Origin of the sequence: Streptomyces sp. NPDC059256 (assembly GCF_042753785.1) — a bacterium.
Lineage (GTDB): Bacteria > Actinomycetota > Actinomycetes > Streptomycetales > Streptomycetaceae > Streptomyces.
In genome coordinates this window covers 95,730-120,689 of sequence record NZ_JBHYZO010000009.1, presented here as the reverse complement: position 1 = coordinate 120,689, position 24,960 = coordinate 95,730, and the positions used below count along the sequence as shown (strand labels likewise).

The window sequence follows — 24,960 nt, the reverse complement described above, 5'->3', positions numbered from 1 at the left end:
CCGGTCCGGGCTCTCCCCGGGCGGAAGGAGCCGACGTGATCGCATCAGAGGAGACCTCAGGACGCACAGCGCCGCTCTCGGTCGGCCTTGGGCCGAACGGGGCAACCGCGGGGCTCGCCCAGTGTGCGATGTCGGCGACGCCGGAATCCGCCCAGGCCCTTCGCCACTTCGCCCGGACGGTCGCGCGCCGATGGCGACTGCACAGCGACTGCGACGAAGCACTTTCGGTGATCGTGACCGAACTGGTCAGCAATGTGGTCCTGCACAGCGGTAGCTCATGGGTGGCCCTGGCCCTCAGGATGCAGGGCGACACCCTGACGACGGAGGTGCGGGACGGCGGCCGGTGGAAGCACCGCATCGGCAGGCGTCAGGAACCGCTCGACGCGGATGTCGACTGCGGACGGGGGCTGAAGCTGGTGGACGCCTTCGCGGTCCACACCGACACCCGCAGGCTGCCGGCGGGCAGCGTGGTGGCGGCGGAGATCCTGGTGCGGCCCCGGGAGGAAGCCGTGCGGGCCATCGGTCGCCAGCCGACGCGCCGCGGGGAAGCCGCCGGGCCGTTCAGTCCTGCTGCGCCGCCCGATGCTGCTTCGCCAGGTCCAGGTACATCGCGGCGTTGACCTCGATGCCCGCGCGCTCCTCGTCGGTCAGCTCACGTCTGACCTTGGCCGGTACGCCCGCGACCAGCGAGCCGGGCGGCACGCGCATTCCCTGCGGAACCAGTGCCTGGGCGGCGACGAGGGACCCCGCGCCGATGTGCGCACCGTTGAGGATCGTCGCGCCCATGCCGATGAGGACCCCGTCCTCGACGGTGCAGCCGTGGAGGACGGCGTTGTGTCCCACCGACACCCGTTCACCGACGATGACGGGGTGTCCCGGGTCCACATGGACGGTGCAGTTGTCCTGGATGTTGGAGTCGGCCCCGATGACGATGGACCCCAGATCGGCTCGGAGCACGGCGTGGTACCAGACGCTGGCACCGGCAGCCAGGGTGACCTCTCCGACGACCACGGAGGTGGGCGCGGTGAAAGCCGCCGGGTCGATGTCCGGTTCTTTGCCACCGACGCCCGCGATCCACGCTTGAGCCGTCATCGCCTACTCCTCATGGGTACGGGGTCCGTGCCGCGCCCCGATCAGCCTATCGAGTCGCCCTGCCCGCCTAGGAGTGGGGGCGAAGGGTCCAGACGACGGTCATCTCGCCGGTCACCGCACCGTCCGCGCGCTGGAGCTCGATGTGCACGGGGAACTCGGGGCGCTGGCCGGCGTCGAGTTCGGCGACCACCTCGTCGATGGGACGGCCCAGGGTCGCCGTTGCGGTGATCTCGCCCATGGCCAGCTTGCGGTAGCCGATCTCGGCCCGAACGGCGAGGGGTACGGCCCGGTCCAACTGATCGCCGAAGGCCGCGATCACGATGGCGCCGCTCGCCGACTCGGCCAGCGTGAACATCGCACCCGCGTGCGGGCCGCCCACGTGGTTGTGGAAGTCGGGCTGGTCCGGCAGTCGGACGACGGCCCGGTCCGCCGTGGTCTCAAGGAACTGAAGTCCGAGGGTCCTGGCCATGGGAACAGTGGCGGCGAGCATCTCGCCGACGGATGTCTGATCAGCGCTCATGGCCGCGATGTTACCCACGAGTAGAGGGGCTTGGCCATCCTCACTGGTGGACGTGCATGGCAGCGGACCGGCCACCCCCCTTATGGTTACTGGCCATGTGGCCAGGACAGCAGCCGCCCGGGGGCGAGAACCCGCAGCAGAACCCGTACCAACAGCCGGGTTACCAACAGCCGAACCCCTATCAGCAGCCGGGGTATCAGCAGCCCAATCCGTACCAGCAGCCGACCGTGCCGCAGTACGCCATACCCGGGCAGCCGCCCGGCGGGCCTCAACCGCCCAGCGGAGGCGACGACAAGAAGCGGACCACGATCGTCGCGATCGTGGCCGCGACCGCCGTCGTCGCCACGGCGGTGGTCACCGGTGTGATCGTCTTCGGCAAGGACGACAAGAAGGACGTCGACCAGGGCAAGGGCGGTCCCGCCGCCGCGTCGACACCGGCGTCGTCGCCCTCGGAACCGGCCGCAGCGCCCTCCACTGCCTCGGAGAATCCGCGCGGTGCGGAGGACGCAAAGCCCACCATCGCCGGTTGGAAGGTCGTCACCAACCCCAAACACGGCACCCAGTTCGATGTGCCGGCGACCTGGCAGGTCGTCGGCCCCGGAGTGAGCATCGGCTTCGAGGACAAGAAGAAGGGCGACGGCACACCCCTGGTGGTGATGTCGGCCCCCAGCAGCTACCGCGCCAAATGGTGCTCGGTCGACTCCGACAAGGACGGCAAGGCCGAGGACTGGAGTCTGGCGAACGTCGGCACCAAGGGCGGCAAGGGCGCGAAGGACAGTGCGAGCGCCGCGTTCAACGAAGCCGGCAACTGGGTGTGGGCCGCCTACGCCCAACTGGAGCCGAAGGGCACGGTCAAGGTCGAGAAGTCCAAGCCGTACACCACCAAGTCCGGACTGGTCGGGAGCGTTTCCACGGCCACCGCGGTCGGGGTGAAGAAGCGCACCCGCTGCGACACCGACGGCAAGTCGATCGCGTTCACCTTCAAGGACGACAAGGGCGAGTTCAAGTCCTGGGTGCTCTACGGAACCAAGGGCAACCCGGATGAACTCGCCGACGCCACGATCCAACAGATCCTCAGCACGGTCCGGCTGGCGGGCACCTCGACCGGCTGACCGGCCGAGCACCGCGATAATCGGTTGGCAGCGGTCGAAGGAGCGGGGATAGTCCCTGGGTGACCTCCCCCTCCCCCCACCGCGGACCGCTGCGCCCACCCGCCTGGGCAGGACGCAACTACGTACTACTGACCGCCGGCGCGATCATCGCCAACCTGGGAAGCCACGGCGCGATGATCGCGGCGGCGTTCGCCGTCATCGAGACGGGCGGCGACGCGGGGGACGTGGGTCTGGTCGCCGCGGCCCGTACCCTAGCCCTCGTCCTCTTCCTCCTGGTCGGCGGAGCGGTCGCCGACCGGTTGCCACGCCACCGGGTCATGGTCGCGGCCAATGCGCTCAGCTGTGTGTCGCAGGCCGCCTTCGCCGTGCTGGTCCTGGGCGGCCAGGCCGAGCTGTGGCAGATGATGGTGCTCTCCGCACTCGGCGGCACCGGCCAGGCGTTCTTCAACCCGGCCGCCGAGGGCATGCTGTTGTCCAGCGTCAGCGGAGCACAGGCGAGCCGGGCCTTCGCCTTCTTCCGGATGGCGATGCACGGCGCGGCCATCGGCGGAGCGGCGATAGGCGGGGCCATGATCGCCGCCATCGGACCCGGCTGGGTGCTCGCCGTGGACGCCGTGGCCTTCGCCGTCGCCGGTGCGCTCCGGGCCTTCCTCGACGTCAGCCACATCCGCCCGCGCGAGGCGGGCGGCGGGCTGATCTCCGACATGCGGGAGGGCTGGGTCGAGGTCCGCAGCCGCCCCTGGCTCTGGGGCATCGTCGCGCAGTTCTCCGTGGTTGTCGCCGTGGTAGCCGCCGCCGAAGGGGTGTACGGGCCGCTCGTCGCCAGGGACGAACTCGGAGGCGCCGCCCCCTGGGGGCTGGCGCTCGCCGCGTTCGGTGTGGGCACGGTGCTCGGCGCGATCCTGATGATGCGGTGGAAGCCGCGCCGGATGCTGCTCGCGGGGTCGTTGTGCGTCTTCCCCCTCGCGGCGCCGTCCGCCGCACTGGCGGTGCCCCTCCAGGTCGAGGGGCTGATCGTGGTGATGCTGGTGAGCGGCATCGCCATCGAGGTGTTCGGGGTCGCCTGGATGATGGCCCTGCACCAGGAGATCCCGGAGGACAAGTTCTCACGCGTCTCGTCCTACGACTGGTTCGGTTCGGTGGCGATGGTCCCCCTGGCAACCGCGCTCGCCGGTCCCGCGGAAATTGCCTTTGGACGGAGCACGGCGCTCTGGGGGTGCTCCGCCCTGGTGGTCATCGTCACCGCCCTGGTGCTGTTGGTACCGGACGTACGGAACTTGACGATGCGTTCCCAGGACCGGGTGGTGCTGCCGCCGACGGAGAAGGCACCGGCCGGCGAGGGCCAGGAATCCATCGAACGGCTGGGCTGACCACACGGCGCGCCATGTGAGGGCGGTGACCGGCGCCGATGAGCGGTGTCGGGGCCGTGTTCCCTGGACTTCCCGAGGGTTGTGCGGCTGTGGGGCTGCCCAAGGGGGCCGCAGGTCAAGGCCGCCCGGGGCCGGTGGCCCACATGTCCCGTAGGGAATCGCGCAGCCCGGTCCTGGGACGCCAGTCGAGCAACTCACCGGCGAGGGCGATGTCGGCACGGGTCCAGTTGCCGCCCTTGCTCTGCACTTCGGCGGATCGCTCGCGCACCGCGTCGGGCGGGAAGCCCGAGACCGCGACGACCAGGGCGACGATCTCGCGCATGGGCACCGCCTCCCCCCGGCCGAGGTTGATCACCCGTCCGGTCACCGGCGCGTGCGCCGCCGCGAGGACCGCGTCGGCGAGGTCGCGTACGTCCAGGTAGTCCCGTTGCGCATCGGCGAGTTTGAGTTCCAGGCCCTCGTCCGGGTCCGCCGCGGCGATCCGGGCCATCAGTGCGCCCAGGAAGCTCGCCTCCGTCGTGTGCGGTCCACACACGTTCACCGGGCGGAGCACCACCCCGTCGACCTGCCCCGCCTCGGTGGCGGCGAGGACGGCCGCGGAACCGGCGTGCTTGGTCCGGGCGTAGGGCGTGGTGGGGGCCGGAACGAGGGACTCGTCGATCGAGACACCGTCTTCGACGAAACCGTACTCATGGATGGTGCCAAGATGGACGATCCTCGGCCTGGACGTCATCAGGGTCGTCGCAGCGATCAGTCGGTCGACGAGGAGGACATGGGACTCGTACATCGCCTCCTCCGTCAGCACCCACCCACCCGTGGCGTTGACCACGACGTCCACCCCGGCTGCCGTGAGCAGTGCGGCCAGGTCCGCGGGCTCCCCGGTGGTGACGTCGAAAGCCGCGAAGGGAGTGTCCACCGGGTGGTCACGACGGTGGCGGGCGATGCCCAGGACCTTGTGTCCTTCGCGGGCGAAGGCGGCGCACACCTGCCGCCCGACGAACCCCGTCGCACCCAGCACGGCCACCGTTCCGCATTCTGGTGTCGCTGGCGCGCGGCCCGGGTGACCTGCGAGGTGCACGGGATTGTCTGAGTTATCTGAAGTATCGGAGTTGTCGGAGCCTCGGGCACTCATGGCGGGTCACTCCTCAGCGGGGGCCGGTGCGGTGGGCGGCGGTGAGCCGTTCCAGTACGGGTACGAGGTCGGCGGGTGCGGGGGCGGCGAGCATCTCCTCGCGCAGCCGGCCGGCGTTATGTGCGAACGAGGGCTCCGTCAGCACCCGGACCAGCATCGCCCTGAGTTCATCGGCGGTGAACCTCTCCGCCTGTCGGTAGAGTCCCGCGCCGAGTTGCTCCACCTTTCGCGCCTTGGGGATGTTGCACCACATGCGGGCGGGCACCATGATCTGCGGCACCCCGTGGGCAAGTGCGGTCGCCACGGTCCCCGACCCACCGTGGTGGACGATCGCCGCACACGTCGGCAGCAACAGGTCGAGCGGGACGAAGTCGACGACCCTCACATTGTCGGGCACACGGGACAACGAGCCGAGTTGACCGGTGTCCAGAGTGGCGACGACCTCGACGTCCAGCCCGGCCACGGCCTCCAGGAGTGCCTGGACCGACGCCCGGTCACCGCCCACGATCTCCCGGAAGGAACGGCCGAGGGTCAGACAGACCCGGGGCCGCGAGGGGGGTTCGCGCAACCAGTCGGGAAACGGCGACTGACCGTTGAAGGGCACATAGCGGACGGGCGTGAAGGGCTGGTCGACCGGCAGACGCAGGGACACCGGGAGCGGGTCCACCGTCCACTGCCCGAGCATGGCCTCCTCCGCGAACTCACGGCCATATGAGCGCAGTACGGGGCCGAGCCACTCCTCCAGGGGGTCGTCCCGCAACTCCGGGGGCCGCCCGGCGAGCAGCTCGCGGTAGTGCTGGCGGGCCCAGCCCATCAGGTCGAGGCCGAACAACAGCCGGGCGTGGGCGGCTCCGGAGGCCATCGCGGCGACGCCTCCGGCGTAGTACATGGTGTCCCAGATGACCAGGTCGGGCTTCCAGGAGCGGGCGAAGTCGACCAGTTCGGCGATGACGGGACGGGGGTTGGTGTTCTGGTGCACCACATGGGTCCAGGTGGTGAGCACCCCTTGCAAGTGGTCGTAGGTCAGCTTCTGTGGGTTGGTCTCGCCGATGTCCAGGACGTCGAGCCACTCTTCCTCGTCGTCCTGTTGCTCGGCCTCGACCCCTGGCGTATTGGTGTCGGCGTTGGCGTTGTTGGCGTTGCTGGGAGGATCGGGGTTCATCTGGGCCGCGACATCCAGGACATCACCGATGGGTACGGCCGTGAGGCCGGCGTCGAGGATGTCGTCGAGGACATCGGGCTGGGTGGCCATGCGGACGTCGTGCCCCGCCGACCGCAGCGCCCACGCCAGCGGCACCTGAGTGTTGACGTGGGTGGTGGCCGGGAACGGCGTGAAGAGGACGCGCACGGGCTCAGCCGGCCCTGCGACTGAGCTCTGCCCAGGGCGTGTAGGCGTCGGTCCGCTCCTGGAACTCGCCCAGTACGTCGTCGTACGCGGTACCACCGAGCACGAGGTGCCGGGGCGGACTGTCCATCCGGGAGAGCTCGACGACCACGTCGGCGGCGCGGCGCGGATCTGCGGCCGGCTCGGCCGCCTCGCTCCAGCCATCCATCATCCGGGCCCGCGCCTCGTCGTAGACGTCGAGTTCATCGGTGGCCGTGATGCCCAGTTCGCCGAGACCGGTGTCGTACTCCCCCGGCTCCAGCAGGGTCACCTTGATGCCGAAGGGCTCGACCTCCTCGGCCAGGGCCTCGCCGAGTGCGCTGACGGCCGCCTTGCCTGCTGCGTACAGCCCGGTCGACGCGGAACCGCCGCCCGCGCCCGCGACGGTCACCTGGAAGAGGTGTCCGGACCCCTGGGCACGCAGTACCGGGGTGACCGCCTGCGCCACCCAGAGCGCTCCGAAGAAGTTGACGTCGAGATGGGCGCGGGCCTGTTCCTCGGTGGCCTCCTCGACCATGCCGTAGAGGAGTTGACCGGCGTTGCTGACGACGACGTCCAGTCGTCCGAAGACCTCGACGGCCCGGGCGACGGTCGCCAACACCTGCTCGCGCCGGGTGACGTCCAGGGTTAAGGCCACCAACCGGCCCTGGTGGAGGTCGATCAGGGCGTCGAGGGCCGAGAGGTCGCGTGCCGTGGCGATGACCCGGTCCCCCGCGTCGAGCGCGGCCTCGGCAAAGGCCCGCCCGAGGCCACGGGAGGCCCCGGTGATGAACCAGACTCGGGAATCGTCGGGGGTCTGGGGCATGTCCTCACCACTCATCTCTCGAAGCTCGCTCTTACGGTCGTCTCTGCACGGGGTGTCCCGGCCGGCACGGCCCAACCGCTCACCGCCCCGGACCGTTCGGATCGAACCGTCCCGGCGACGTGCGGTCATGCTGACCGCCGGACATCGAGTTTGCGTTGAGCCGCGCTCGAAGGGGGCCGGTCACGCTACGCGGGACCGCCGCCGTTCGAACGAGGAGCACGCAGGTGAACCCCGAAGATCACCAGCATTCGGCCACCAGTGAAGCAGCGCAAGTCCTGGGTCGTTTGCTCGCCCCGGGACAGGACGACCCCTATCCGCTCTACGACTGGCTCCGCACCCATGAGCCGGTGTACTTCGCACCGCCGCTCGGGAGTTACGTCCTCACCCGGTTCGAGGACTGCTCGTACGTCATGAAGAACCCCACGCTCTTCCCGGCACCGGACGCCGAGACGTTCTCCCGGTTCATGCCGGAGCAGAGCACGTACGACGCCTTCAAGGTGCTGGTGACGTCGATCGTCAATGCCAATCCCCCACAACACACCCGACTGCGGAGGCTCGTGGCACGGGCTTTCACCCCCCGTCGGGTGGAGTCCCTCAAACACGGCGTGATGACCATCGCGCGGGACCATGTGGCGAAGGTCGGCGCCCAGTCGGCCGACGGCGCGGTCATCGACTTCCACCATGAACTCTCCGTGCCGGTGCCCCTCCAGGTCATGGCGCGGCTGCTGGGCCTGCCGCTCGACGACGACCGACTGCTCGCCGATCTGATCCCGCGGATCATCAATGTGGTTGACCCCAGCAGTGACACTGCGGCGCTGAAGGACGCCGATGTGGCACTGCACACCCTTCTGGACCGGCTCTGGGACCTGGTGGAACGACGCCGCGCACAGCCCGCGGACGATCTGGTGTCCGCACTGGTCGCCCCGGATGCCACCGAGTCGGCGCCGCTGACCGACGATGAGTTGAAGGCCGTCTTCGTCGCACTGCTGACGGCCGGTTTCGAAACGTCGGCCACCGCACTGGACATCGCCGTGCACACACTGCTCCACCGTCCCGAGCACCGGGCGGGCATCCTCGACTTCGACGGCGCGCTGCGATTCGTGGACGAGGTGCTCCGGTGGGACGCACCGGCGCCGATGTCGGCCGGGTTCCGCTACGCAGCCGAGGACGTGCACTTCGGCGAGCATCTGGTGCCCGCGGGTTCCCCGGTGCGGGTGCTGCTCGGAGCGGCGAACCGGGACCCGGCGGCCAACCCACAGCCGGAGCTCTTCGATCCGTCACGCGAGGCGCCGCGCTCCCTGGCCTTCGGCAACGGGATTCACCACTGCCTGGGGATGAACCTGGCCCGGATGGAGATCGCGGCGGTGCTGATGGCCATCGCGCAGGGACTTCCGGGGCTGCGTTTCGCCGAGGAGCCGGTGCGTCGTCGGTCGTTGCCGCTGCGGGACTTCGCCTCGTTCAAGGTGCAACTCGACGGATAGCGGTGTAGCCGTCGTGGTCTTGCCGGCCCGCGGGAGGGTCCGCGGGCCGGGAGTACCGCGGACCCGCTCCGGATCAGGGCCGGTCGTCGCGGGTGACGCGTCGCTCGCGCACCAGGAGTTCGCCGCCCTCCCGGACGAGCACGTCCTCGCACACGCACATCAGATGCAGTCGGGGCTGCCCGCCCCGGGGGGTGGCGACGATCTGCGCATAGCTGCGGACCCTGAGGGTGCCGTCGTCCTGGGGGTCGACGGCGACCATGCTGAGCAGATGCCGGTGCACCTCCCCCGCCTCCGCGAGTCCGGCCGCCGCCTTCCGGGCACCCGCCGCGAGGGCGGTGCGACCGCGCACCGGCTCGGGCAGCGACGGCGGCAGGAAGCTGCCGTCCTCGGTGAAGGTCCCGGCCCACTCCTCGGCGGCCCCATCGTCCAGGTACTGCATATGGCGTGCGTAGAACTGCTGAACCTCTGCGAATAGTTGCACTGACACGCGTTCTCCTCCTCGGGCCGCTGCCCGCACTCTCGGGTATGGGGACGATGCCGCACGGTCTTCGAGATTCCGTTGAGGCCCGGCCCCAGCGATCCTCCAACGCCCTGCGGCGACGGGCGCGGACGATCGGGCTCCAGCGTTGTCCACTGCCCGAAGGTGACACATGCGCCTGATCGATCTGTCCTCGCCCGTCGACGCCTCGTTCGTCGAACCCGATCCCGTGGTGCACGAGGTGCTGTCGCCGCGGGAGGGGGCCGAGCACATGAGCGCGGAGATGCGGGAGCACTTCGGAGTCGACTTCGACCCGGACGAGTTGCCCGACGGGGAGTTCCTCTCGCTGGACCGGTTGTCGCTGACCACGCACACGGGCACCCATGTCGACGCCCCCTCGCACTACGGCTCCAGGACGACCTACGGCACCGGGGTGCCGCGCCACATCGACGAGATGCCGCTGGACTGGTTCCACCGGCCCGGCATGGTGCTCGACGTGACCGATGCACCGACCGGGGTGATCGGGGCGGACCGGCTGGAGAAGGAGTTCGCGCGCATCGGCCGTACCCCCGACCCGCTGGACATCGTGCTGCTCCACACGGGGGCGGACGCCCGGGTGGGCACCGGGGCCTACTTCACGGACTTCGCCGGGCTGGACGGGCCGGCGGTGCACCTGCTGCTCGACCTGGGCGTGCGGGTCATCGGAACCGATGCGTTCAGCCTGGACGCGCCGTTCGGCGACATCATCGCCCGCTACCGGCGCACCGGTGACCGATCGGTGCTCTGGCCGGCCCATGTGGCCGGTCGGCAGCGGGAGTACTGCCAGATCGAGCGGCTGGCGAACCTCGGGGCCCTGCCGGGGCCGTACGGCTTCCAGGTCTCCTGCTTCCCCGTGAAGATCACCGGCGCGGGAGCGGGCTGGGCCCGGGCGGTCGCCATGGTCGACGACTGAGCACGACCACCGGTCGTCCACGTCGGCGCCGGGCAAGGCCGGGCCCGAAGGGGCCGGAGCCGGGACCGGCCGGGATGAACCAACGCTGCCAACCCCAGGGAGAACGGATGTACGGGCAGGAACTCGCCAAGGTGTACGAGATCTTCTACCGCAGTCGCGGCAAGGACTGGGCGAGCGAGGCCGAGGACGTGGTGCGGCTGGTCCGGGAACGGCGACCCGACGCGGCCTCGCTGCTCGACGTCGCCTGCGGTACCGGCGCCCATCTCGCCACCTTCCACGAACGGTTCGCGCACGCGGAGGGCCTGGAGATCGCCCCTCCGATGCTGGAGTTGGCGCGGCAGCGGCTGCCGGGGGTCCCGTTGCACCCCGGTGACATGCGCGACTTCTCGTTGGGCCGCACCTTCGACGCGGTGGTGTGCATGTTCTGCTCGATCGGCTATCTCGGCACGGTCGAGGAGATGCGTTCGGCGGTCCGGTCCATGGCCGCCCACCTGCCGTCGGGCGGGGTCCTGGTCATCGAGCCGTGGTGGTTCCCCGAAGACCACGTCGAGGGGTACGTCGCGGGCGATCTGGGCCGGGAGGACGGGCTGACGGTCGCCCGCATCTCCCACTCCACGCTCCAGGGCCGGGCCACCCGCATGGAGGTCCGGTTCCTGGTGGGCGACGTCTCGGGGATCCGGGAGTTCACCGAGATCGACGTCCTCACCCTGTTCACCAAGGAGGAGTACACCGAGGCGTTCACCGCCGCCGGGTGCTCGGTGGAGTACCTGCCGGGCGCACCGACCGGCCGGGGACTCTTCGTCGGCGTCCGGGACTGATCCGCTCCGCCGCTCCCGCGGACGGCACGGGCCGTCCGCTCCAACCCCGTTGACGACATGTCGTCGACGACGTGTCAGAGAGGCCATCCGATGACCACGTACGTGTGGGACTACCTGCCCGAGTACGAGAACGAGCGCGCCGACATCCATGACGCCATCGACACCGTCCTGCGTTCCGGGCAGTTGGTGCTCGGCCGCAGCGTGCGCGGCTTCGAGGAGGAGTTCGCCGCCTTCCACGGCGCCGCGCACTGCGTCGGCGTCGACAACGGCACCAACGCGATCAAGCTGGGGCTCCAGGCGGCGGGCATCGGCCCGGGCGACGAGGTGATCACGGTGTCGAACACCGCGGCCCCGACCGTCGTGGCGATCGTCTCGGTGGGTGCCGTCCCGGTCTTCGTGGACGTGGACGAAGCCACCTATCTGATGCGTGTCGACCAGGTCGAGGCGGCCATCACCCCCCGCACCCGCTGTCTGCTGCCGGTGCACCTGTACGGGCAGTGCGTCGACATGGCGCCGTTGCGGGAACTGGCCGATCGACACGGTCTGGTGCTCTTCGAGGACTGCGCCCAGGCCCACGCCGCGCGCCACCACGGCCAGTTGGCCGGGACCATGGGGGACGCTGCTGCGTTCTCCTTCTACCCCACCAAGGTGCTGGGCGCGTACGGGGATGCCGGGGCCACCATCACCTCCGACGCCGCGATCGACGCCAATCTGCGCCGCTTGCGCTACTACGGCATGGAGGAGCGCTACTACGTCGTCCAGACACCCGGCCACAACAGCCGTCTGGACGAGCTGCACGCGGAGATCCTGCGCCGCAAGCTGCGACGTCTGGACGCCTATGCCCAGGGCCGACGGGCGATCGCACAGCGGTACGCCGAGGGGCTGGGGGACACGGATCTGGTGCTTCCGGCGATCGCGCCGGGCAATGACCACGTCTACTACGTCTACGTGGTGCGCCACCCCCGGCGCGACGCCATCATCGAGGCGCTCAAGGCGTACGACATCTCGTTGAACATCAGCTATCCCTGGCCCGTCCACACCATGAGCGGTTTCGCGCACCTGGGTTGGCGGGAGGGATCGCTGCCGGTCACCGAGAAGGCGGCCGGGGAGATCTTCTCACTGCCGATGTACCCCTCGCTGCCCAGCGGGGTCCAGGACAAGGTCATCGGCGCACTGCGCGACGTACTGGCCACGCTGTGAGGGGGCCGCGTCGGGCATCCGTCCCCCGGGGCGGGCCGGCGCGGCTCATCGAGGACCTACACGTCCGGCCCGGAGCTTCGCGCACATCGAGGAGCCGTCCGGTTCCCGGACGGTGAGGACGGGGAATCCCATGAAGGGAATCATTCTGGCCGGCGGCACCGGCAGCCGGCTGTATCCGATCACCCTTGCGGTGTCGAAGCAGCTCATCCCGGTCGGCGACAAGCCGATGATCTACTACCCGCTCTCCGTGCTGATGCTCGCCGATGTACGGGAGATCCTGATCATCGCCACACCCACCGATCTGCCGCAGTTCCGCAGATTGCTCGGCGACGGTTCACGGCTCGGCCTACAGCTCAGCTATGCCGAGCAGGCCCGTCCCGGCGGGCTCGCGGAGGCGTTCATCATCGGCGCCGACCACATCGGCGACGGCTCCGCCGCACTGGTGCTGGGCGACAACATCTTCCACGGCCACCGGTTCTCCGACGTGCTCGCGGAGAACGCCCGGGACGTCGAGGGCTGTGTGCTCTTCGGCTATCCGGTCCACGACCCCCAGCGGTACGGCGTCGGCGAGGCCGATGAGCAGGGGCGGCTGATCTCGCTGGAGGAGAAGCCGGCTCGCCCCCGCTCCAACCGGGCCATCACCGGCCTCTACTTCTACGACAACGACGTGGTCAACATCGCCAAGAACATCGGCCCATCGCCGCGTGGCGAGTTGGAGATCACCGATGTCAACCGCGTCTATCTGCGGCGCGGTCAGGCGAAGCTGGTGGACCTCGGCCGCGGTTCCGCGTGGCTGGACACCGGTACCCCCGAGTCGCTCCAGCAGGCCACGCAGTACGTCAGCACCCTGGAGAAGCGGCAGGGGATACGGATCGCCTGTGTCGAGGAGGTGGCGCTGCGCATGGGGTTCATCGACGCCGGAGCCTGCGCCGCGTTGGGGGTCGAGTTGGCGGCGTCGGAGTACGGCCAGTACGTGATGGCGATCGCCGAGGAGTTCAAGGGCACCGCCGTCCAGGGTTGAGGCCGTGGACGCGGCGTTGGGGGCGAGCCGTTCGCGGCTCGCCCCCAACGCTGTTCCGTGTGCCCCGCTCGACGGGGCGGGTGGTCGGACCTGAGGTCTCAGCGCGTCCCGGACCCGACTGGTGTTCCGGTCGACCACTGCCCCTCGTTGACCGGCATCCGGTCGAGCAACGGCTCCCACCAGGCCCGGTTCTCGGCGTACCAGCGGACGGTCTCCCGGAGCCCTTCGGTGAAGTCGGTGCGCGGAAGCCAGCCGAGTTCGTCCCGCAGGGTGGTCCAGTCCAGGACGTACCGACGGTCATGACCGGGCCGGTCGGGGACGATGGTCTTCATGGAGGCGGGCAGTCCGAGCTCGTCGAGGACCAGATCGGCGATCTGGGCGATGGACGCTTCCTGTCCGGTGCCCACGTGATAAGTGCGCCCCACCTGGCCCCGCTCCAGTACTGCTTCGATGGCCCGACAGTGGTCGAGGACGTGGATCCACTCCCGACGGTTCTCCGTCTGGGCGTACAGCTGGAGGGGCTTGCCGTTCAGCGCGGACGTGGTGAAGGCGGGAATGACCTTCTCCGGGAACTGGTGCGAACCGTAGTTGTTGGCGCAGTTGGAGATGGTGATCGGCAGACCGAAGGTCTCGTGGTAGGCCCGGACGGCGTGGTCCGCTCCGGCCTTGCTGGCGTTGTAGGGGGTGCGGGGCCGGTAGGGGGAGGACTCGGTGAACAACTCCGTCGCATCCAGATCCAGGTCCCCGTACACCTCGCAGGTGGAGACGTGGTGGAAGCGGCCCACCCCCACGCGGCGCGCGGCCTCAAGGAGGGTCTGCGTCCCGAGCACATTGGTCAGGAAGAACTGGCCCGGTTCCAAGAGCGCATAGGAGTTGTGCGACTCGGCCGCAAAGTTGACGACGACGTCGACCTGGTGGGTCCGCAGCACACGCTCCATCGCCGTACTGTCGGTGATGCTCGCCTCCTCGAAGACGATGCGATCCCGCACATCGTCGAGATTGCGGAGGTTGCCCGCGTAGGTCAGCGCGTCCACGACGACGACACGGTCCCCGGGGTGGGTGTCGCACCAGTGCCTGACGAAGTGTGATCCGATGAATCCGGCCCCGCCGGTGATCATGAGGGTGCCCATGTGCTCCACGCTAGGAGGGCTCGTTGGTGAACGAGCCGGATCCCGCTGGAGGGGGCGGGGCCGGACCGCGCATCGGCTAGGGGCGCCAACCGCCGCCTTCGGGCCAGGGCTCGCCGAGCTGGCGCAGGGTGCCCTGGAACTCGGGCCAGTCCCTGTGGTCACGGATCTTGCCGTCCACGAAGCGGAAGAGGTGGACCTGCTCACCGGCGAACCGTCGGCCGGTGGGGGCGAAGCCGACCAGGTTGCCGACGTGGCGACCGTAGAGAACGAGGTAGGCGCGGACCCACTCGCCGTTCTCCTCGATCTTGACCTCTTCGAGGTGCGCCTCTTCGGAGAAGGTCATCTTCACCCACTTGACGATCATCTGGAACCCGCCAGGGCCCGGGGGGATGCCATGCTCCTGGGTGGCCGGATTGAGATAGTCCTCATGGAGGTACTCGGCGGCGTCCGAGGCATCCCCGGTGTTGAAGGCGTTGATCACCCTGCGTACGGCTTCGATCTGTTCGCTCATGCGCGGCACTCCCTGTTCCGGTCGTTGACAGGCAGGGGAAACGTGGCATCCGCCGATCGCCGTCCCGTCGACTTCGGCTCGATTCCGCCGCGCGGCCGTTGAGTGCGCGACGAGATCGCTGGCGCATGCTGGCGCGCAACGCATCGACGTCTGCGAGAGGATTTCGGACATGACCGCCCAAGCGCCCGACGCTGGAGTCACCTTCATCAACACGTTCACGCTCTCCGCCACTCCGGAGGAGTTCGAGGAGGCGTTCTCGCGGACCGCGGAGTTCATGGCCCGGCAACCCGGCTTTGTGGAGCACACGTTGATGCGCCACACCACCGACGGCAGCCGCTATGTGAACATCGCCCGATGGGACGATGCACAGTCGCTGCGGCGAGCGGTCGCCCAGCCCGAGTTCCAGCCGCACGCGGCGGCACTGCGCGCGCTCAGCACCAGCGAGCCGCATCTGTATCTGCCGCGCACCACGGTCCGCGCAGCGAACTGACGCCCCATCAGGAGAATGGCGCCCGCTCCGGGACCTCACCCTGGGTCCTAGCCCCGGGCCGTCGCCTCGGGCCGTCGCCTCGGGCCCGGAGCGAGGCGGAGTCGACTGCGGTTCGAGCAGGGCTCCCCACGCTGTGCCCATGTCGAAAACCGTAGAAGAGAACCAGACACCCGTGGTCGTCATCACCGGGGGCGGGACCGGAATCGGCCGGGTGACCGCCCGTGCCTTCGCCGCGCAGGGAGCCCGGGTGCTGATCGCCGGGCGGACCCAGGCAGCCCTGGCCGAGACGGCCAAGGACCACGACACCATCAAGACGGTGATCGCCGACCTGACCCGGCCGGACGTCGGCGAGGTGGTGGTGGGGGAGGCACTGCGCGAGTTCGGCCGGATCGACGTGCTGATCAACAATGCCGCCGCGTCCCGGTACGGCACCCTCAGTGATCAGACCCGGGAGGACGACGAGGCACAGATCGCCACCAATCTGCTGGGCCCGATCGCGCTGACGCGGGCCGCCCTGGACGCACTCGCGGCCAGCGGCGGCACGGTGGTCAACGTTGGCTCATCCGGGGCACTGGGGCTGCGGGCCTGGCCGGGTGCCGGCGCGTTCGGCGCGAGCAAGGCCGCTCTGGACTTCCTGACCAGGACCTGGGCGGTGGAGTTGGCACCCCGCGGCATCCGGGTCGTCGGCATCGCACCGGGCGTCGTGAACAGCGGCATCGGACTACGGATGGGGATGTCGGCCGAACAGTACGACGGTTTCCTGGCGCAGATGGCGGCCCAGTCACCGGCCGGACGCGTCGGCACTCCCGAAGAGATCGCCTGGTGGATCACCGAACTGACGCGCCCCGAGGCGCACTACGCGAACGGCACGGTCATCCCCGTGGACGGTGGGCTCTCGCTCACCTAGCCCGGGTCACCACACCCGTGCGGTGGTGGGCGGTGAGCCCCTCCAGGGTGGGAATGATGTCGGCGGGCGCCGGAGTCGCCCGGATCTCCTGACGGAACCGGGCGGCCTGTCGGGCGTAGGAGGGGTCGTTGAGGATCCGGCTGAGGAGCTCGCGCAGTTCGGCGGCGGTGAACTGGTCGGGGTCCTCGATCCGCAGTCCGGCCCCGGCCTCCGTCAGGAGGTCCGCCTTGCGGACGGTGTCCCAGAGCATGGCCGGGACGATGATCTGCGGTACACCGTGGGCGAGCGCGGTCTTGAAGGAGCCGGAGCCTCCGTGGTGGATGATGGCGGCGCAGGTGGGCAGCAGGGCGTCCAGCGGGACGAAGTCCACCGCCCGCACATTCGGCGGCAGTTCGCCGAGGGCGGCGAGTTGGCGCGCGTTCAAGGTGGCGACGACCTCGATGTCGAGTTCGGCGGTCGCCGTGATGATCTCCTGGAGGGACGCGCGGTCCTTGCCGAACACCTCCTGCTGGGAGACGCCCATGGTGACGCAGACCCTCGGCCGGCTCGGCTTCTCGTGGATCCAGCCGGGGATGGTGGACGGCCCGTTGTAGGGGACGTAGCGGACCGGGACCCGGGTGGTGGCGGTCGGCAGCGCCATGGAGGTGGGGACCGGGTCGATCGTCCACTGCCCCAGCACCGTGTCCTCGGTGAACTCGCGGTCGTAGTCGCCGAGGGTCCAGCTCAACCACTCGGCCATCGGATCGTCCCGCAGGGCGGGATGCCGCCTGCCCAGTGCGGCGAGATGGTGTTGACGCATCCAGCCCACCAGGTCGAGCCCGAACAGGAGCCGCGCATGGGCGGCCCCCGATGCCTTGGCGGCGACCGGCCCCGCATAGGTCATCGTGTCCCAGATGATCAGGTCGGGCTTCCACCACCGGGCGAAGTCGACCATCTCGTCCATCATCACGGAGGAGAGGGAGTGGAAGATCAAGGGTCCGTAGGCGGCGAAGACCCCCTGTGCGTAGTCGTCGGTGATCCGCTCCAGCGAGGTCTCCCCGATGTCCAGCAGCTCGGGCCAGGTGTTCATATCGACGCCATGGGGGTCATCGGGCCCGGGGGCGAGATCCTCGAAGATCATGTCCTCGGCCAGATTGAGCGGCTCACCGACGCCCACGGCGGTCAGTCCGGTGGCCTGGATGTCATCGACCAGATCGGGCTGGCTCGCCACCAGGACATCGTGCCCGGCCGCCCGCAGCGCCCAGGCGAGCGGTACGAAGGCGTACATGTGTGACCTGGTGGCGAACGCCGTGAACAGGACCCGCATCCCCAACTCCTTAGCCGATGAAGCTCGTGCGCTCACGGTAGGAGGGCGGGGATGCAAGCCACTCGCATCGCGCTGGACACCCCGCCGCCGCCCCGAGGATCAGCGGAAGTCGTCCACGTGGTCGCGGGCCCACTCGGCGTAGGTGCGGGCAGGCACGCCGGTGATGTCGGCGCAGGTGAGCCAGGAGATGTCCGGCTCCTCCCATGTCTGCTCCTCCCCCGCGCCGTCCCCCAGCTGCTCGTCCGACTGCTCGTCGGGCTGCTCGCCGGGCTGCTGGTTCGCGCCGGAAGCCGTCTCGCCGGGGTCCGTCGTCGCACCCGAGTAGTCCTCGAAGCCGAACAGGAAGTCCGCGTTCTCCGCGGCCCAACCGCCCTGGGCCCGGTAGAACTCCCTGGCCTCCTCGGGCTCGACCTCGTCCACGCGCAGCGGGGCACCGATGGCGGCGGCGATGGCGGCGATCTGGTCGCGGTGGGTGAGTGCCTCGGGGCCGGCGAGGTCGTACGCCTTGCCGGCGTGCCGGTCGTCCATCAATGCGGCTGCGGCCACTTCCGCGATGTCCGCCTCGTGGATGGGAGTGCCGGGGGTGTCGAGGTCGATGTCCACCACACGGCGCTCCGCCTTGACGGAAGGGCCCCAGAGATAGAGGGAGTTGACCGCGAACTCACCGGGCCGCACATGGGTCCACTCCAGCCCGGACCGCTCGACGGCCTGCTCGACCGGGTAGTGGTACTCGGTGTCGTAGCCCGCGGTGACGGCCGCGGAGGAGAGGACCACGATCCGGCGCACCCCGGCCTTCACCGCCAGCGCGACCACCTCGTCCACGGCTTCCCCGACCGGGAAGAGCAGCATGGTGCGCACCCCTTCGAGGGCGGGTGGCAGGGTCTCGGGGCGGGTGAGGTCTCCCTCGAAGACCTGGACCCCCGGGGGTAGTGCGGCGGCCCCCGGACGGCGGGTCAGCGCGCGGACGTCCTGCCCGGCCTCGATCAGCCGTCCGACCACATGCCGACCGACGTTTCCTGTCGCACCGGCCACCAGTATTGCCATAACGTCGTGCTTCCTCTCGATTGGCTCACTGTTCGCGGATTCCGTTCTCCAACATGCGGACCACCGCGGTGGTGACACCGTGGCGCGGCAGGGTGCCTCGGCTCGCGGCCTCACAGCCCGTGTAGACCAGGGCCCAGATCACGTCCTGGACCCAGTCGACGTCGAGGGTGGGATCGAACACACCCTCAGACTGACCGCGCCGGATCAGGTCGACCACCATCGAGGAGACCGAGTCCGGAGCGGTGTCGGGCTCCCCCTCAGCCGCCTCGGCCCCACCGTCCTCGCCGTCCCCGCCGTCGTGCGCCGCGAAGTCCTCCAGGACGCGCGAGTCGCCGTAGAGGAAGAGCATCCGGCCTCCCGTGTCCACGATCGCCGCGATGAGACGGCGCATCGCCTCCAAGGCCGTCCCCTGGTCGACCGCCGCGTCCTGGATGGACTGCTGGATCACCAGATACGAGTCGGCCACTGCGGCGTGGATCAGGTCGTCACGGTCGGGAAAGTAGCGGTGCAGCGTGCTGCGCCCGACCTGGGCCGCCTTGGCGATGTCGGCCAGCGTGGCGGTCCTGTCCCGGGCAAGCACTTCGGCAGCGGCACCCAAGATGGCGCGGCGCGTACGGTTCCGCGTTCCGGACTCCCCGGCGATGTCACTCACGTACCTAAAGCTAGCAGACAACTCCCATAGCGGATTGATCACATGCTAACTTGGGACTTCAGTGTCCCATTTTGATGGTGGCCTTCTCCGTTGCCGCTCCCCATGGCTCCCCATCGCTCCCCACGACACCGCACCCATCTCCGCGAATCTCCATCTCCGTAAATCTTTATAAACCTCCATAAATCCCAGCAGATCTCTATGTCTCCATACGAAAGGCCCCTCCCGTGACCGAACCGGATGTCTCCGAGACCGAGGCGCCGCCGCTGCGCTGGGCCAACCTCCGGGTGCTCTGGTCGTTCGTCCACCCCCACCGATGGACCCTGCTCGTCGCCTTCGTCCTCACCACGCTCACCACGGCCGCGATGCTCACCACGCCGATGGCGACCAAGTGGATCCTGGACGGGCTCGCCGAGTCGAAGCCGATCGCCGGCGCGATCTGGCTGCTCGTGGGGCTGCTGGTAGTGGGCGCCGTGGTGGGCCTGTTCCAGGCGGTCCTGCTCGGCAAACTGGCCGAGCAGATCGTGCTCGACGCCCGCACCTCCATGGTCAAGAGGCTGCTGCACGCACCGCTGGGAGTCCTCAACCGACGCTCGCCCGGCGAGCTGATCACCCGCGTCACCTCGGACACGGTGCTGTTGCGCGAAGCTGCGGCCTCCACCGCCCTGGAGTTCTTCGGCGCGGTCATCACCATCGTCGGCGCGCTGGTCCTGATGGCCCTGCTCGACTGGGTACTGCTGCTCGTGATGCTGGGCACGCTGGTGGTCATGGCCATCTCCATCGGGCTGCTGATGCCGCCACTGGCGCGGGCCCAGGAGCAGGCGCAGGCCGCGATCGGACGGCTCGGCGGAGTACTGGAAGGCGCGCTGCGGGCGATCCGTACCGTCAAGGCGAGCCGCGGGGAGGGCCGGGAGAGCGAGCGGATACTCGCCGAGGCCCGCGAGTCGGCGCGCCAGCGCGTCCGGGCGGTCCGCATCGAATCGCTGACCTGGACGCTCGCGGGCGTCGGCTTCGAGGGTGCGATCCTGATGATCCTCTCGGTCGGGGCCTGGCGGGTCAGCCAGGACATGCTTCCGGTCTCCGGTCTGGTGGCGTTCCTGCTGTACGCCTTCTGGATCGTGGAGCCGGTGACCCAGTTGACCCAGACCGTCTCGCTGCTCCAGTCCGGCCTGGTGGCTGCCGCTCGCATCAAGGAGATCCAGGACCTGCCGGAGGAGCGGCGGCCCGCCCTCGTCCCCGCAGCGGACGAATCCGTCGCACCGGCGGAGCGCGCTCCGGCCTCCCCCGTGCTCTCCTTCCACGACGTCGTCGCCCGGTACGGACCGGACGCGGGCACCGCGTTGAACGGGGTCTCCCTCGATATCGCACGGCGCGGCCACACCGCGGTGGTCGGCCCGTCCGGCGCGGGGAAGACCACGATGTTCTCGCTGATGCTGCGGTTCCTGCACCCCACCGAGGGATCGGTCCGCCTCGACGGTGTCCCCCTGGACCACTACGACCTCGACGAGGTGCGCAAGCGGATCGTCTACGTCGAACAGGACACCCCCCTGGTTCCCGGCACCCTGCGGGAGAACCTGCTCTACAACCACCAGGAGGCCGCGGAGGAGGACCTCTGGTCGGTGCTGCGTGCGGTGCGACTGGACGAGCGGGTGCGGGAACTGGAAGAGGGCCTGGACACCACCCTGTCCGACAGTGAGATCTCAGGCGGTGAGCGACAGCGCATTGCCCTGGCGCGGGCCCTGGTGGGCGAGCCGGAGATCCTGCTGCTGGACGAGGCGACCGCACAACTGGACGGCCTCACCGAGTCGGCGATCCACGACGCCATCGTCAGGGTGGCCGAGCGCGGAGCGGTGGTCACCATCGCGCACCGGCTCTCCACGGTCGTGGAGGCCGACCAGATCATGGTTATGGAGAACGGCCTCTGCCGGGCCTCCGGCACCCATGACGAACTGCTCGCATCCGACGACCTCTACCGGGATCTCGTGGCCGCGCTGAGGATCGCAACCGTCAGTCAGCAGCACCGGCAACTCCAGGAGGACGGTGTGGGCGTTTCCTGACCGGGCGGCCGTCCAGCGGTCGTTGAGCGGACTGCGAGGCAGGTGACCCACGCTTCGGGGCGAAAGAAGAGGAGAGTCTTGATGCGGGTCCTGTTCACGACCTTCGCAGCGACGTCACATCTACACATCCAGATCCCGCTGGCGTGGGCGCTGCGGTCGGCGGGGCATGACGTCTGCGTCGCCAGCCAGCCGGATCTCGTGGAGTACATCAGTCACACGGGCCTCACCGGTGTCGCCGTCGGCGCGGAGTTACGCCTGGACGAGCAGATGAACGGCATGACCCGGGAGCGGGACGTCGAAGACGTCCCGCTCGCCGAGGAGGACCTCGACTTCGTCAACCTCACGGATCTGTCCGGGACGCATCCGGAGCGACTGACCCATGACTACCTCCATGATGCGTTCGAGGCACTGACGAGCTACGTCTATCCGAGTCTGTCACCACCTTCCATGATCGATGACCTGGTGGAGTTCGCCCGCTCCTGGCGCCCCGACCTGGTCATCTGGGACTGTCAGACCTTCGCGGGACCGGTGGCCGCGATGGCCACGGGGGCGGCACACGCACGACTGCTGTTCAGCCTCGACCTCATCGGGCGCAGCCATGCGGCCTTCCGGAAGTCCCTCGCCGACCGACCGGCCGGCGAGCGCGACGATCCTCTGGAGCGCTGGCTCGGCCGGACCCTTGAGCGCTACTCCGTCCCGTACTCCGAGGAGGCGGTGACGGGGCAGTGGACCATCGACCCCATCCCGGGTTCGATGCGGGGGCCGGTCGGCGGCAGCCACGTTCCCGTTCGCTATGTGCCGTACGGCGGGGCCTCCTCCATCCCTTCCTGGCTGTACGAGCCGGTGAAACGGCCACGCGTCTGCGTGACGCTCGGTCAGGCCGGTCGGGAGGTGTTGGGCGCCGACCACGCGCCGATCGCCGAGTTGTTGGAAGCGGTCGCCGATCTGGACATCGAGGTGATCGCCACCCTGAGCGCCGCGCAACTCCCGCCCACCGCACGGGTTCCCGACAACGTCCGGGTGGTGGACCACGTCCCGCTGGACGCACTGCTGCCGACCTGTGCGGCGATCGTCCACCACGGCGGCGCCGGCACCTTGCAGACCGCTCAGCTGCACGGCGTACCGCAGATCATCTTCCCGGCGGCCCTGTGGGACGGCGCCGCCAAACGGAGCTACATCGAGTCCAGCGGCAGCGGCCTCGCCGTACCCGACGACGTCCCGCAGACCGCCGACTCGCTGCGCGCGCTGATCGCCCGGGTACTGGATGACCCGTCGTTCGCCCGAGCCGCGGCCAAGGTACGCAGGGAGATGCTCGCCATGCCGGTGCCGCGAGACATCGTTCCCACCCTCGAACGCCTGACTGACGAACACCGTTCACAGCCTCATCGGAGCGAATCATGACGATCACCATGCAGTCGCGCGCCCTCAGCGTCGAGGGGGGATTCGAGTTCCAGGCCCGGGTCTTCGGCGATGACCGCGGCATCTTCGTGTCGCCCTACCAGGAGGCCGCCTTCGTGGCGGCCACCGGGCACAAGCTGTTCCCGGTCGCCCAGACCAACCACAGCCGCTCACGCCGTGGTGTGGTGCGCGGGCTGCACTACACCGTCACCCCGCCGGGCATGGCCAAGTACGTCTACTGCGCCCGGGGCAGGACACTCGACATCGTGCTCGACATCAGGGTGGGTTCCCCGACGTTCGGCCAGTGGGACTCCGCACTGCTCGACCAGGAGGACTTCCGGTCCGTGTACCTCCCGGTCGGAATGGCCCACGGCTTCATCGCCCTGGAGGACGACACGGTGGTGTCGTACATGCTCTCCGGCGAGTACGTGCAGGAGAACGAAGCCGCCCTGTCGGTCCTCGACCCGACCCTCGGGCTGCCGCTTCCCACGGACGTCGCCCCGATCCTCTCGGAGCGCGATCAGGTCGCCCCCACCTTGGCGGAGGCACGGGCGGCGGGACTGCTGCCCGACTACCAGACCTGTTTGAAGCTCGACCGGGCACTGAGGTCGGCATGACGGCGCTCACCGCCACCGGTCCGGCGACAGCGGTGGGCGGCGACCTCGGAGACATCGCCCTGCGGCTCGGTGAGTCGGTACGAGAACGCGGCGCGGACGGCGGGCCGCTCACCGGATTCCGCCAGTGGTTCGAGGAGTTCGGTGCACGCGCCTACACACGGGTGCGACCGGCGCCGCTGGCGGAGCTGGAGGGCTGGCGGCAGGACCCCGACACGGGCAACCTCCACCACCACAGCGGTGGGTTCTTCAGTGTGGAGGGGCTCTCGACCAGCCGGCCCCAGGGGCCGGTGCAGCACTGGACGCAACCGGTGATCCACCAGCCGGAGATCGGTGTGCTGGGGCTGCTGGTCAAGGAGTTCGACGGGGTGCTGCGTGCCCTCGTGCAGGCCAAGGTCGAGCCGGGCAATCGCAACGGGCTACAACTCGCACCGACGGTCCAGGCGACCCGGAGCAACTACCTCCGGGTTCACCAGGGCAAGCCCGTCCCGTATCTGGAGTTCTTCCGCGAGCCATGGCGCCACCGGCAGATAGCCGATGTGCGCCAGTCCGAACAGGGATCCTGGTTCTACCGCAAGCGCAACCGCAACATGGTGGTGGAGGCGGTCGGGGAAGTCCAGCTCCTGGACGGCTTCATCTGGCTCACCATCGGAGAGATCCAGGAACTGCTGGCCGTCGAGGACACCGTGAACATGGATCTGCGTTCCGTGCTCTCCTGTCTGCCCCTGACGGGCCCCGGACTCGACACGGTCCTACGATCGGACGGCAGCGGTTTTCGGGGCGCACTGGTCCGCTCCTGCGCGACGGCATCCGGCAGCCGGCACCCCACCGGCGAACTGCTCCACTGGATGACGGAGATGCGCACCCGGACCGAGGTGAGCGCCCGACTCCTGCCACTTGACCGGCTGTCCGGCTGGCAGCGCACACCCGAGCGGATCTCCCATGAGAGCGGTGAGTTCTTCTCGGTCATCGGCGTGGACGTGACCGCGGGGGGCCGTGAGGTGGCGCACTGGTCCCAGCCCATGATCCGCCAGCACGGCCGGGGTGTGATCGCCCTGCTCGTCGCCGAGTTCGACGGTGTGCTGCACGCCCTGATGCACGCCAGGGTGGAGCCCGGATTCCTGGACGTCGTCGAACTCGCCCCGACCGTCCAGTGCATCCCCGACAGTCTGGCGGCCCTGCCCGCCACGGCCCGCCCGGAGTTCCTGGACACCGTCCTGTCGGCCGCTCCCGAGCAGATCCGGTACGACACGGTCCTGTCGGAGGAGGGCGGACGCTTCTACCACGCCCTCAACCGGTATCTCATCGTGGAGGTGGCTCCGACCAAAATCGAGCACCCCGACTATCGCTGGACCGCCGTCCACCAGCTCACCGAACTGTTGCGGCACAGCCACTACCTCAACATCCAGGCGCGCAGTCTGGTGGCATGTCTGCACGGTCTGCTGGAGCGCTCGGGGAGCACAGCGGGAGTCGAGGGAAGCTAGAGCGA

The 24,960-nt window shown here is 69.3% G+C and carries 25 protein-coding genes; 14 read left to right on the top strand and 11 right to left on the bottom strand.

The genetic code is table 11. The features are described from left to right. The first annotated feature begins 35 nt into the window (after nt 1-35). Nucleotides 36-620 carry an ATP-binding protein gene (locus ACFXJL_RS21225; RefSeq protein ID WP_384694618.1) on the top strand — a complete coding sequence of 195 codons (585 nt, stop codon included), beginning with the start codon at nt 36-38 and terminating at the stop codon, nt 618-620. On the opposite strand, the gene ACFXJL_RS21220 is transcribed toward ACFXJL_RS21225, so the two are convergent. Next, on the bottom strand, nt 562-1,092 hold the full coding sequence (locus tag ACFXJL_RS21220; protein ID WP_384637006.1) for a gamma carbonic anhydrase family protein: 531 nt from the start codon (nt 1,090-1,092) through the stop codon (nt 562-564). The two genes, ACFXJL_RS21225 and ACFXJL_RS21220, sit on opposite strands and share 59 nt — an antisense overlap. A gap of 67 nt (nt 1,093-1,159) precedes the next feature. Next, nucleotides 1,160-1,612, bottom strand: a complete 453-nt coding sequence (locus tag ACFXJL_RS21215) for a DUF4442 domain-containing protein (RefSeq protein ID WP_329015312.1) — start codon at nt 1,610-1,612, stop codon at nt 1,160-1,162. Between the two features lie 95 nt (nt 1,613-1,707). Here ACFXJL_RS21215 and ACFXJL_RS21210 point away from each other — a divergent pair, with 95 nt between their 5' ends. Beyond that, on the top strand, nt 1,708-2,724 hold the full coding sequence (locus tag ACFXJL_RS21210) for a hypothetical protein (protein WP_384694614.1): 1,017 nt from the start codon (nt 1,708-1,710) through the stop codon (nt 2,722-2,724). 59 nt (nt 2,725-2,783) lie between these two features. Further along, the gene (locus tag ACFXJL_RS21205; protein WP_384637015.1) at nt 2,784-4,094 is read left to right on the top strand and encodes an MFS transporter; all 1,311 of its coding nucleotides are present in this window, start codon (nt 2,784-2,786) and stop codon (nt 4,092-4,094) included. 115 nt (nt 4,095-4,209) lie between these two features. On the opposite strand, the gene ACFXJL_RS21200 is transcribed toward ACFXJL_RS21205, so the two are convergent. The 3 genes from ACFXJL_RS21200 to ACFXJL_RS21190 all read right to left on the bottom strand — a co-directional run bounded on the left by ACFXJL_RS21200 (nt 4,210) and on the right by ACFXJL_RS21190 (nt 7,415). Then, complete coding sequence (locus ACFXJL_RS21200; protein ID WP_384694610.1) at nt 4,210-5,118, bottom strand: NAD-dependent epimerase/dehydratase family protein; 909 nt, start codon at nt 5,116-5,118, stop codon at nt 4,210-4,212. A 121-nt stretch (nt 5,119-5,239) separates the two neighbouring features. Beyond that, on the bottom strand, nt 5,240-6,574 hold the full coding sequence (locus ACFXJL_RS21195) for an activator-dependent family glycosyltransferase (protein WP_384694607.1): 1,335 nt from the start codon (nt 6,572-6,574) through the stop codon (nt 5,240-5,242). A 4-nt stretch (nt 6,575-6,578) separates the two neighbouring features. Beyond that, nucleotides 6,579-7,415 (bottom strand): SDR family NAD(P)-dependent oxidoreductase, encoded by an 837-nt coding sequence (locus ACFXJL_RS21190; protein ID WP_384694604.1) that lies wholly within the window; start codon nt 7,413-7,415, stop codon nt 6,579-6,581. A 224-nt stretch (nt 7,416-7,639) separates the two neighbouring features. Between ACFXJL_RS21190 and ACFXJL_RS21185 the strand changes: the two genes are divergently transcribed. Next, nucleotides 7,640-8,896, top strand: coding sequence for a cytochrome P450 (locus tag ACFXJL_RS21185; RefSeq protein WP_384694601.1), 1,257 nt, complete (start codon nt 7,640-7,642; stop codon nt 8,894-8,896). Between the two features lie 73 nt (nt 8,897-8,969). Here the strand turns inward: ACFXJL_RS21185 and ACFXJL_RS21180 are convergent, their stop codons facing one another. Then, nucleotides 8,970-9,383 carry a nuclear transport factor 2 family protein gene (locus ACFXJL_RS21180; protein WP_358879809.1) on the bottom strand — a complete coding sequence of 138 codons (414 nt, stop codon included), beginning with the start codon at nt 9,381-9,383 and terminating at the stop codon, nt 8,970-8,972. Nucleotides 9,384-9,546: 163 nt separating this feature from the next. Here ACFXJL_RS21180 and ACFXJL_RS21175 point away from each other — a divergent pair, with 163 nt between their 5' ends. From ACFXJL_RS21175 to rfbA, 4 genes are all read left to right on the top strand, one after another. Then, nucleotides 9,547-10,326, top strand: a complete 780-nt coding sequence (locus ACFXJL_RS21175; protein WP_358879808.1) for a cyclase family protein — start codon at nt 9,547-9,549, stop codon at nt 10,324-10,326. A 107-nt stretch (nt 10,327-10,433) separates the two neighbouring features. Next, a complete protein-coding gene (locus tag ACFXJL_RS21170; RefSeq protein WP_358879807.1) occupies nt 10,434-11,144 on the top strand; it encodes a class I SAM-dependent methyltransferase in 711 nt (236 codons plus the stop codon). A gap of 90 nt (nt 11,145-11,234) precedes the next feature. Continuing rightward, the gene (locus ACFXJL_RS21165; protein ID WP_358879806.1) at nt 11,235-12,344 is read left to right on the top strand and encodes a DegT/DnrJ/EryC1/StrS family aminotransferase; all 1,110 of its coding nucleotides are present in this window, start codon (nt 11,235-11,237) and stop codon (nt 12,342-12,344) included. 130 nt (nt 12,345-12,474) lie between these two features. Further along, entirely contained in the window at nt 12,475-13,365 is an 891-nt protein-coding gene (gene rfbA, locus ACFXJL_RS21160; RefSeq protein ID WP_384694596.1) for a glucose-1-phosphate thymidylyltransferase RfbA, read from the top strand. 98 nt (nt 13,366-13,463) lie between these two features. On the opposite strand, the gene rfbB is transcribed toward rfbA, so the two are convergent. Both rfbB and ACFXJL_RS21150 read right to left on the bottom strand, forming a co-directional pair. Then, a complete protein-coding gene (gene rfbB, locus ACFXJL_RS21155; RefSeq protein WP_384694594.1) occupies nt 13,464-14,495 on the bottom strand; it encodes a dTDP-glucose 4,6-dehydratase in 1,032 nt (343 codons plus the stop codon). A gap of 76 nt (nt 14,496-14,571) precedes the next feature. Continuing rightward, nucleotides 14,572-15,006, bottom strand: a complete 435-nt coding sequence (locus ACFXJL_RS21150; RefSeq protein ID WP_093751100.1) for an ester cyclase — start codon at nt 15,004-15,006, stop codon at nt 14,572-14,574. 169 nt (nt 15,007-15,175) lie between these two features. Between ACFXJL_RS21150 and ACFXJL_RS21145 the strand changes: the two genes are divergently transcribed. Continuing rightward, nucleotides 15,176-15,496 carry an antibiotic biosynthesis monooxygenase family protein gene (locus ACFXJL_RS21145; protein ID WP_358881617.1) on the top strand — a complete coding sequence of 107 codons (321 nt, stop codon included), beginning with the start codon at nt 15,176-15,178 and terminating at the stop codon, nt 15,494-15,496. 139 nt (nt 15,497-15,635) lie between these two features. Continuing rightward, complete coding sequence (locus tag ACFXJL_RS21140; RefSeq protein WP_358881618.1) at nt 15,636-16,403, top strand: SDR family oxidoreductase; 768 nt, start codon at nt 15,636-15,638, stop codon at nt 16,401-16,403. Here ACFXJL_RS21140 and ACFXJL_RS21135 read toward each other — a convergent pair. From ACFXJL_RS21135 to ACFXJL_RS21125, 3 genes are all read right to left on the bottom strand, one after another. Then, entirely contained in the window at nt 16,396-17,709 is a 1,314-nt protein-coding gene (locus ACFXJL_RS21135; RefSeq protein WP_384694589.1) for an activator-dependent family glycosyltransferase, read from the bottom strand. The genes ACFXJL_RS21140 and ACFXJL_RS21135 overlap by 8 nt on opposite strands. Nucleotides 17,710-17,808: 99 nt before the next feature. Then, nucleotides 17,809-18,753, bottom strand: a complete 945-nt coding sequence (locus ACFXJL_RS21130) for an SDR family oxidoreductase (RefSeq protein ID WP_384694586.1) — start codon at nt 18,751-18,753, stop codon at nt 17,809-17,811. Between the two features lie 25 nt (nt 18,754-18,778). After that, on the bottom strand, nt 18,779-19,405 hold the full coding sequence (locus ACFXJL_RS21125; RefSeq protein ID WP_384694583.1) for a TetR/AcrR family transcriptional regulator: 627 nt from the start codon (nt 19,403-19,405) through the stop codon (nt 18,779-18,781). A 224-nt stretch (nt 19,406-19,629) separates the two neighbouring features. Here ACFXJL_RS21125 and ACFXJL_RS21120 point away from each other — a divergent pair, with 224 nt between their 5' ends. The 4 genes from ACFXJL_RS21120 (at nt 19,630) to ACFXJL_RS21105 (ending at nt 24,955) form a co-directional block, all read left to right on the top strand. Further along, on the top strand, nt 19,630-21,459 hold the full coding sequence (locus tag ACFXJL_RS21120) for an ABC transporter ATP-binding protein (protein WP_384694580.1): 1,830 nt from the start codon (nt 19,630-19,632) through the stop codon (nt 21,457-21,459). A gap of 81 nt (nt 21,460-21,540) precedes the next feature. After that, a complete protein-coding gene (locus tag ACFXJL_RS21115; RefSeq protein WP_384694577.1) occupies nt 21,541-22,860 on the top strand; it encodes an activator-dependent family glycosyltransferase in 1,320 nt (439 codons plus the stop codon). Beyond that, nucleotides 22,857-23,474, top strand: a complete 618-nt coding sequence (locus ACFXJL_RS21110) for a dTDP-4-dehydrorhamnose 3,5-epimerase (RefSeq protein ID WP_358881624.1) — start codon at nt 22,857-22,859, stop codon at nt 23,472-23,474. The genes ACFXJL_RS21115 and ACFXJL_RS21110 overlap by 4 nt, the downstream gene beginning before the upstream one ends. After that, a complete protein-coding gene (locus tag ACFXJL_RS21105; protein ID WP_384694573.1) occupies nt 23,471-24,955 on the top strand; it encodes an NDP-hexose 2,3-dehydratase family protein in 1,485 nt (494 codons plus the stop codon). Before ACFXJL_RS21110 ends, ACFXJL_RS21105 begins: the two co-directional genes overlap by 4 nt. Nucleotides 24,956-24,960: the final 5 nt, after the last annotated feature.

Excerpts from the sequence above, each read along its gene's own strand:
- ACFXJL_RS21220 (WP_384637006.1), bottom strand. The coding sequence starts at position 1,092 with ATGACGGCTCAAGCGTGGATCGCGGGCGTCGGTGGCAAAGAACCGGAC.
- ACFXJL_RS21215 (WP_329015312.1), bottom strand. The coding sequence starts at position 1,612 with ATGAGCGCTGATCAGACATCCGTCGGCGAGATGCTCGCCGCCACTGTT.
- ACFXJL_RS21210 (WP_384694614.1), top strand. The coding sequence starts at position 1,708 with ATGTGGCCAGGACAGCAGCCGCCCGGGGGCGAGAACCCGCAGCAGAAC.
- ACFXJL_RS21190 (WP_384694604.1), bottom strand. The coding sequence starts at position 7,415 with ATGCCCCAGACCCCCGACGATTCCCGAGTCTGGTTCATCACCGGGGCC.
- ACFXJL_RS21175 (WP_358879808.1), top strand. The coding sequence starts at position 9,547 with ATGCGCCTGATCGATCTGTCCTCGCCCGTCGACGCCTCGTTCGTCGAA.
- ACFXJL_RS21170 (WP_358879807.1), top strand. The coding sequence starts at position 10,434 with ATGTACGGGCAGGAACTCGCCAAGGTGTACGAGATCTTCTACCGCAGT.
- ACFXJL_RS21165 (WP_358879806.1), top strand. The coding sequence starts at position 11,235 with ATGACCACGTACGTGTGGGACTACCTGCCCGAGTACGAGAACGAGCGC.
- rfbA (WP_384694596.1), top strand. The coding sequence starts at position 12,475 with ATGAAGGGAATCATTCTGGCCGGCGGCACCGGCAGCCGGCTGTATCCG.
- rfbB (WP_384694594.1), bottom strand. The coding sequence starts at position 14,495 with ATGGGCACCCTCATGATCACCGGCGGGGCCGGATTCATCGGATCACAC.
- ACFXJL_RS21150 (WP_093751100.1), bottom strand. The coding sequence starts at position 15,006 with ATGAGCGAACAGATCGAAGCCGTACGCAGGGTGATCAACGCCTTCAAC.
- ACFXJL_RS21145 (WP_358881617.1), top strand. The coding sequence starts at position 15,176 with ATGACCGCCCAAGCGCCCGACGCTGGAGTCACCTTCATCAACACGTTC.
- ACFXJL_RS21140 (WP_358881618.1), top strand. The coding sequence starts at position 15,636 with ATGTCGAAAACCGTAGAAGAGAACCAGACACCCGTGGTCGTCATCACC.
- ACFXJL_RS21135 (WP_384694589.1), bottom strand. The coding sequence starts at position 17,709 with ATGCGGGTCCTGTTCACGGCGTTCGCCACCAGGTCACACATGTACGCC.
- ACFXJL_RS21130 (WP_384694586.1), bottom strand. The coding sequence starts at position 18,753 with ATGGCAATACTGGTGGCCGGTGCGACAGGAAACGTCGGTCGGCATGTG.
- ACFXJL_RS21115 (WP_384694577.1), top strand. The coding sequence starts at position 21,541 with ATGCGGGTCCTGTTCACGACCTTCGCAGCGACGTCACATCTACACATC.
- ACFXJL_RS21110 (WP_358881624.1), top strand. The coding sequence starts at position 22,857 with ATGACGATCACCATGCAGTCGCGCGCCCTCAGCGTCGAGGGGGGATTC.
- ACFXJL_RS21105 (WP_384694573.1), top strand. The coding sequence starts at position 23,471 with ATGACGGCGCTCACCGCCACCGGTCCGGCGACAGCGGTGGGCGGCGAC.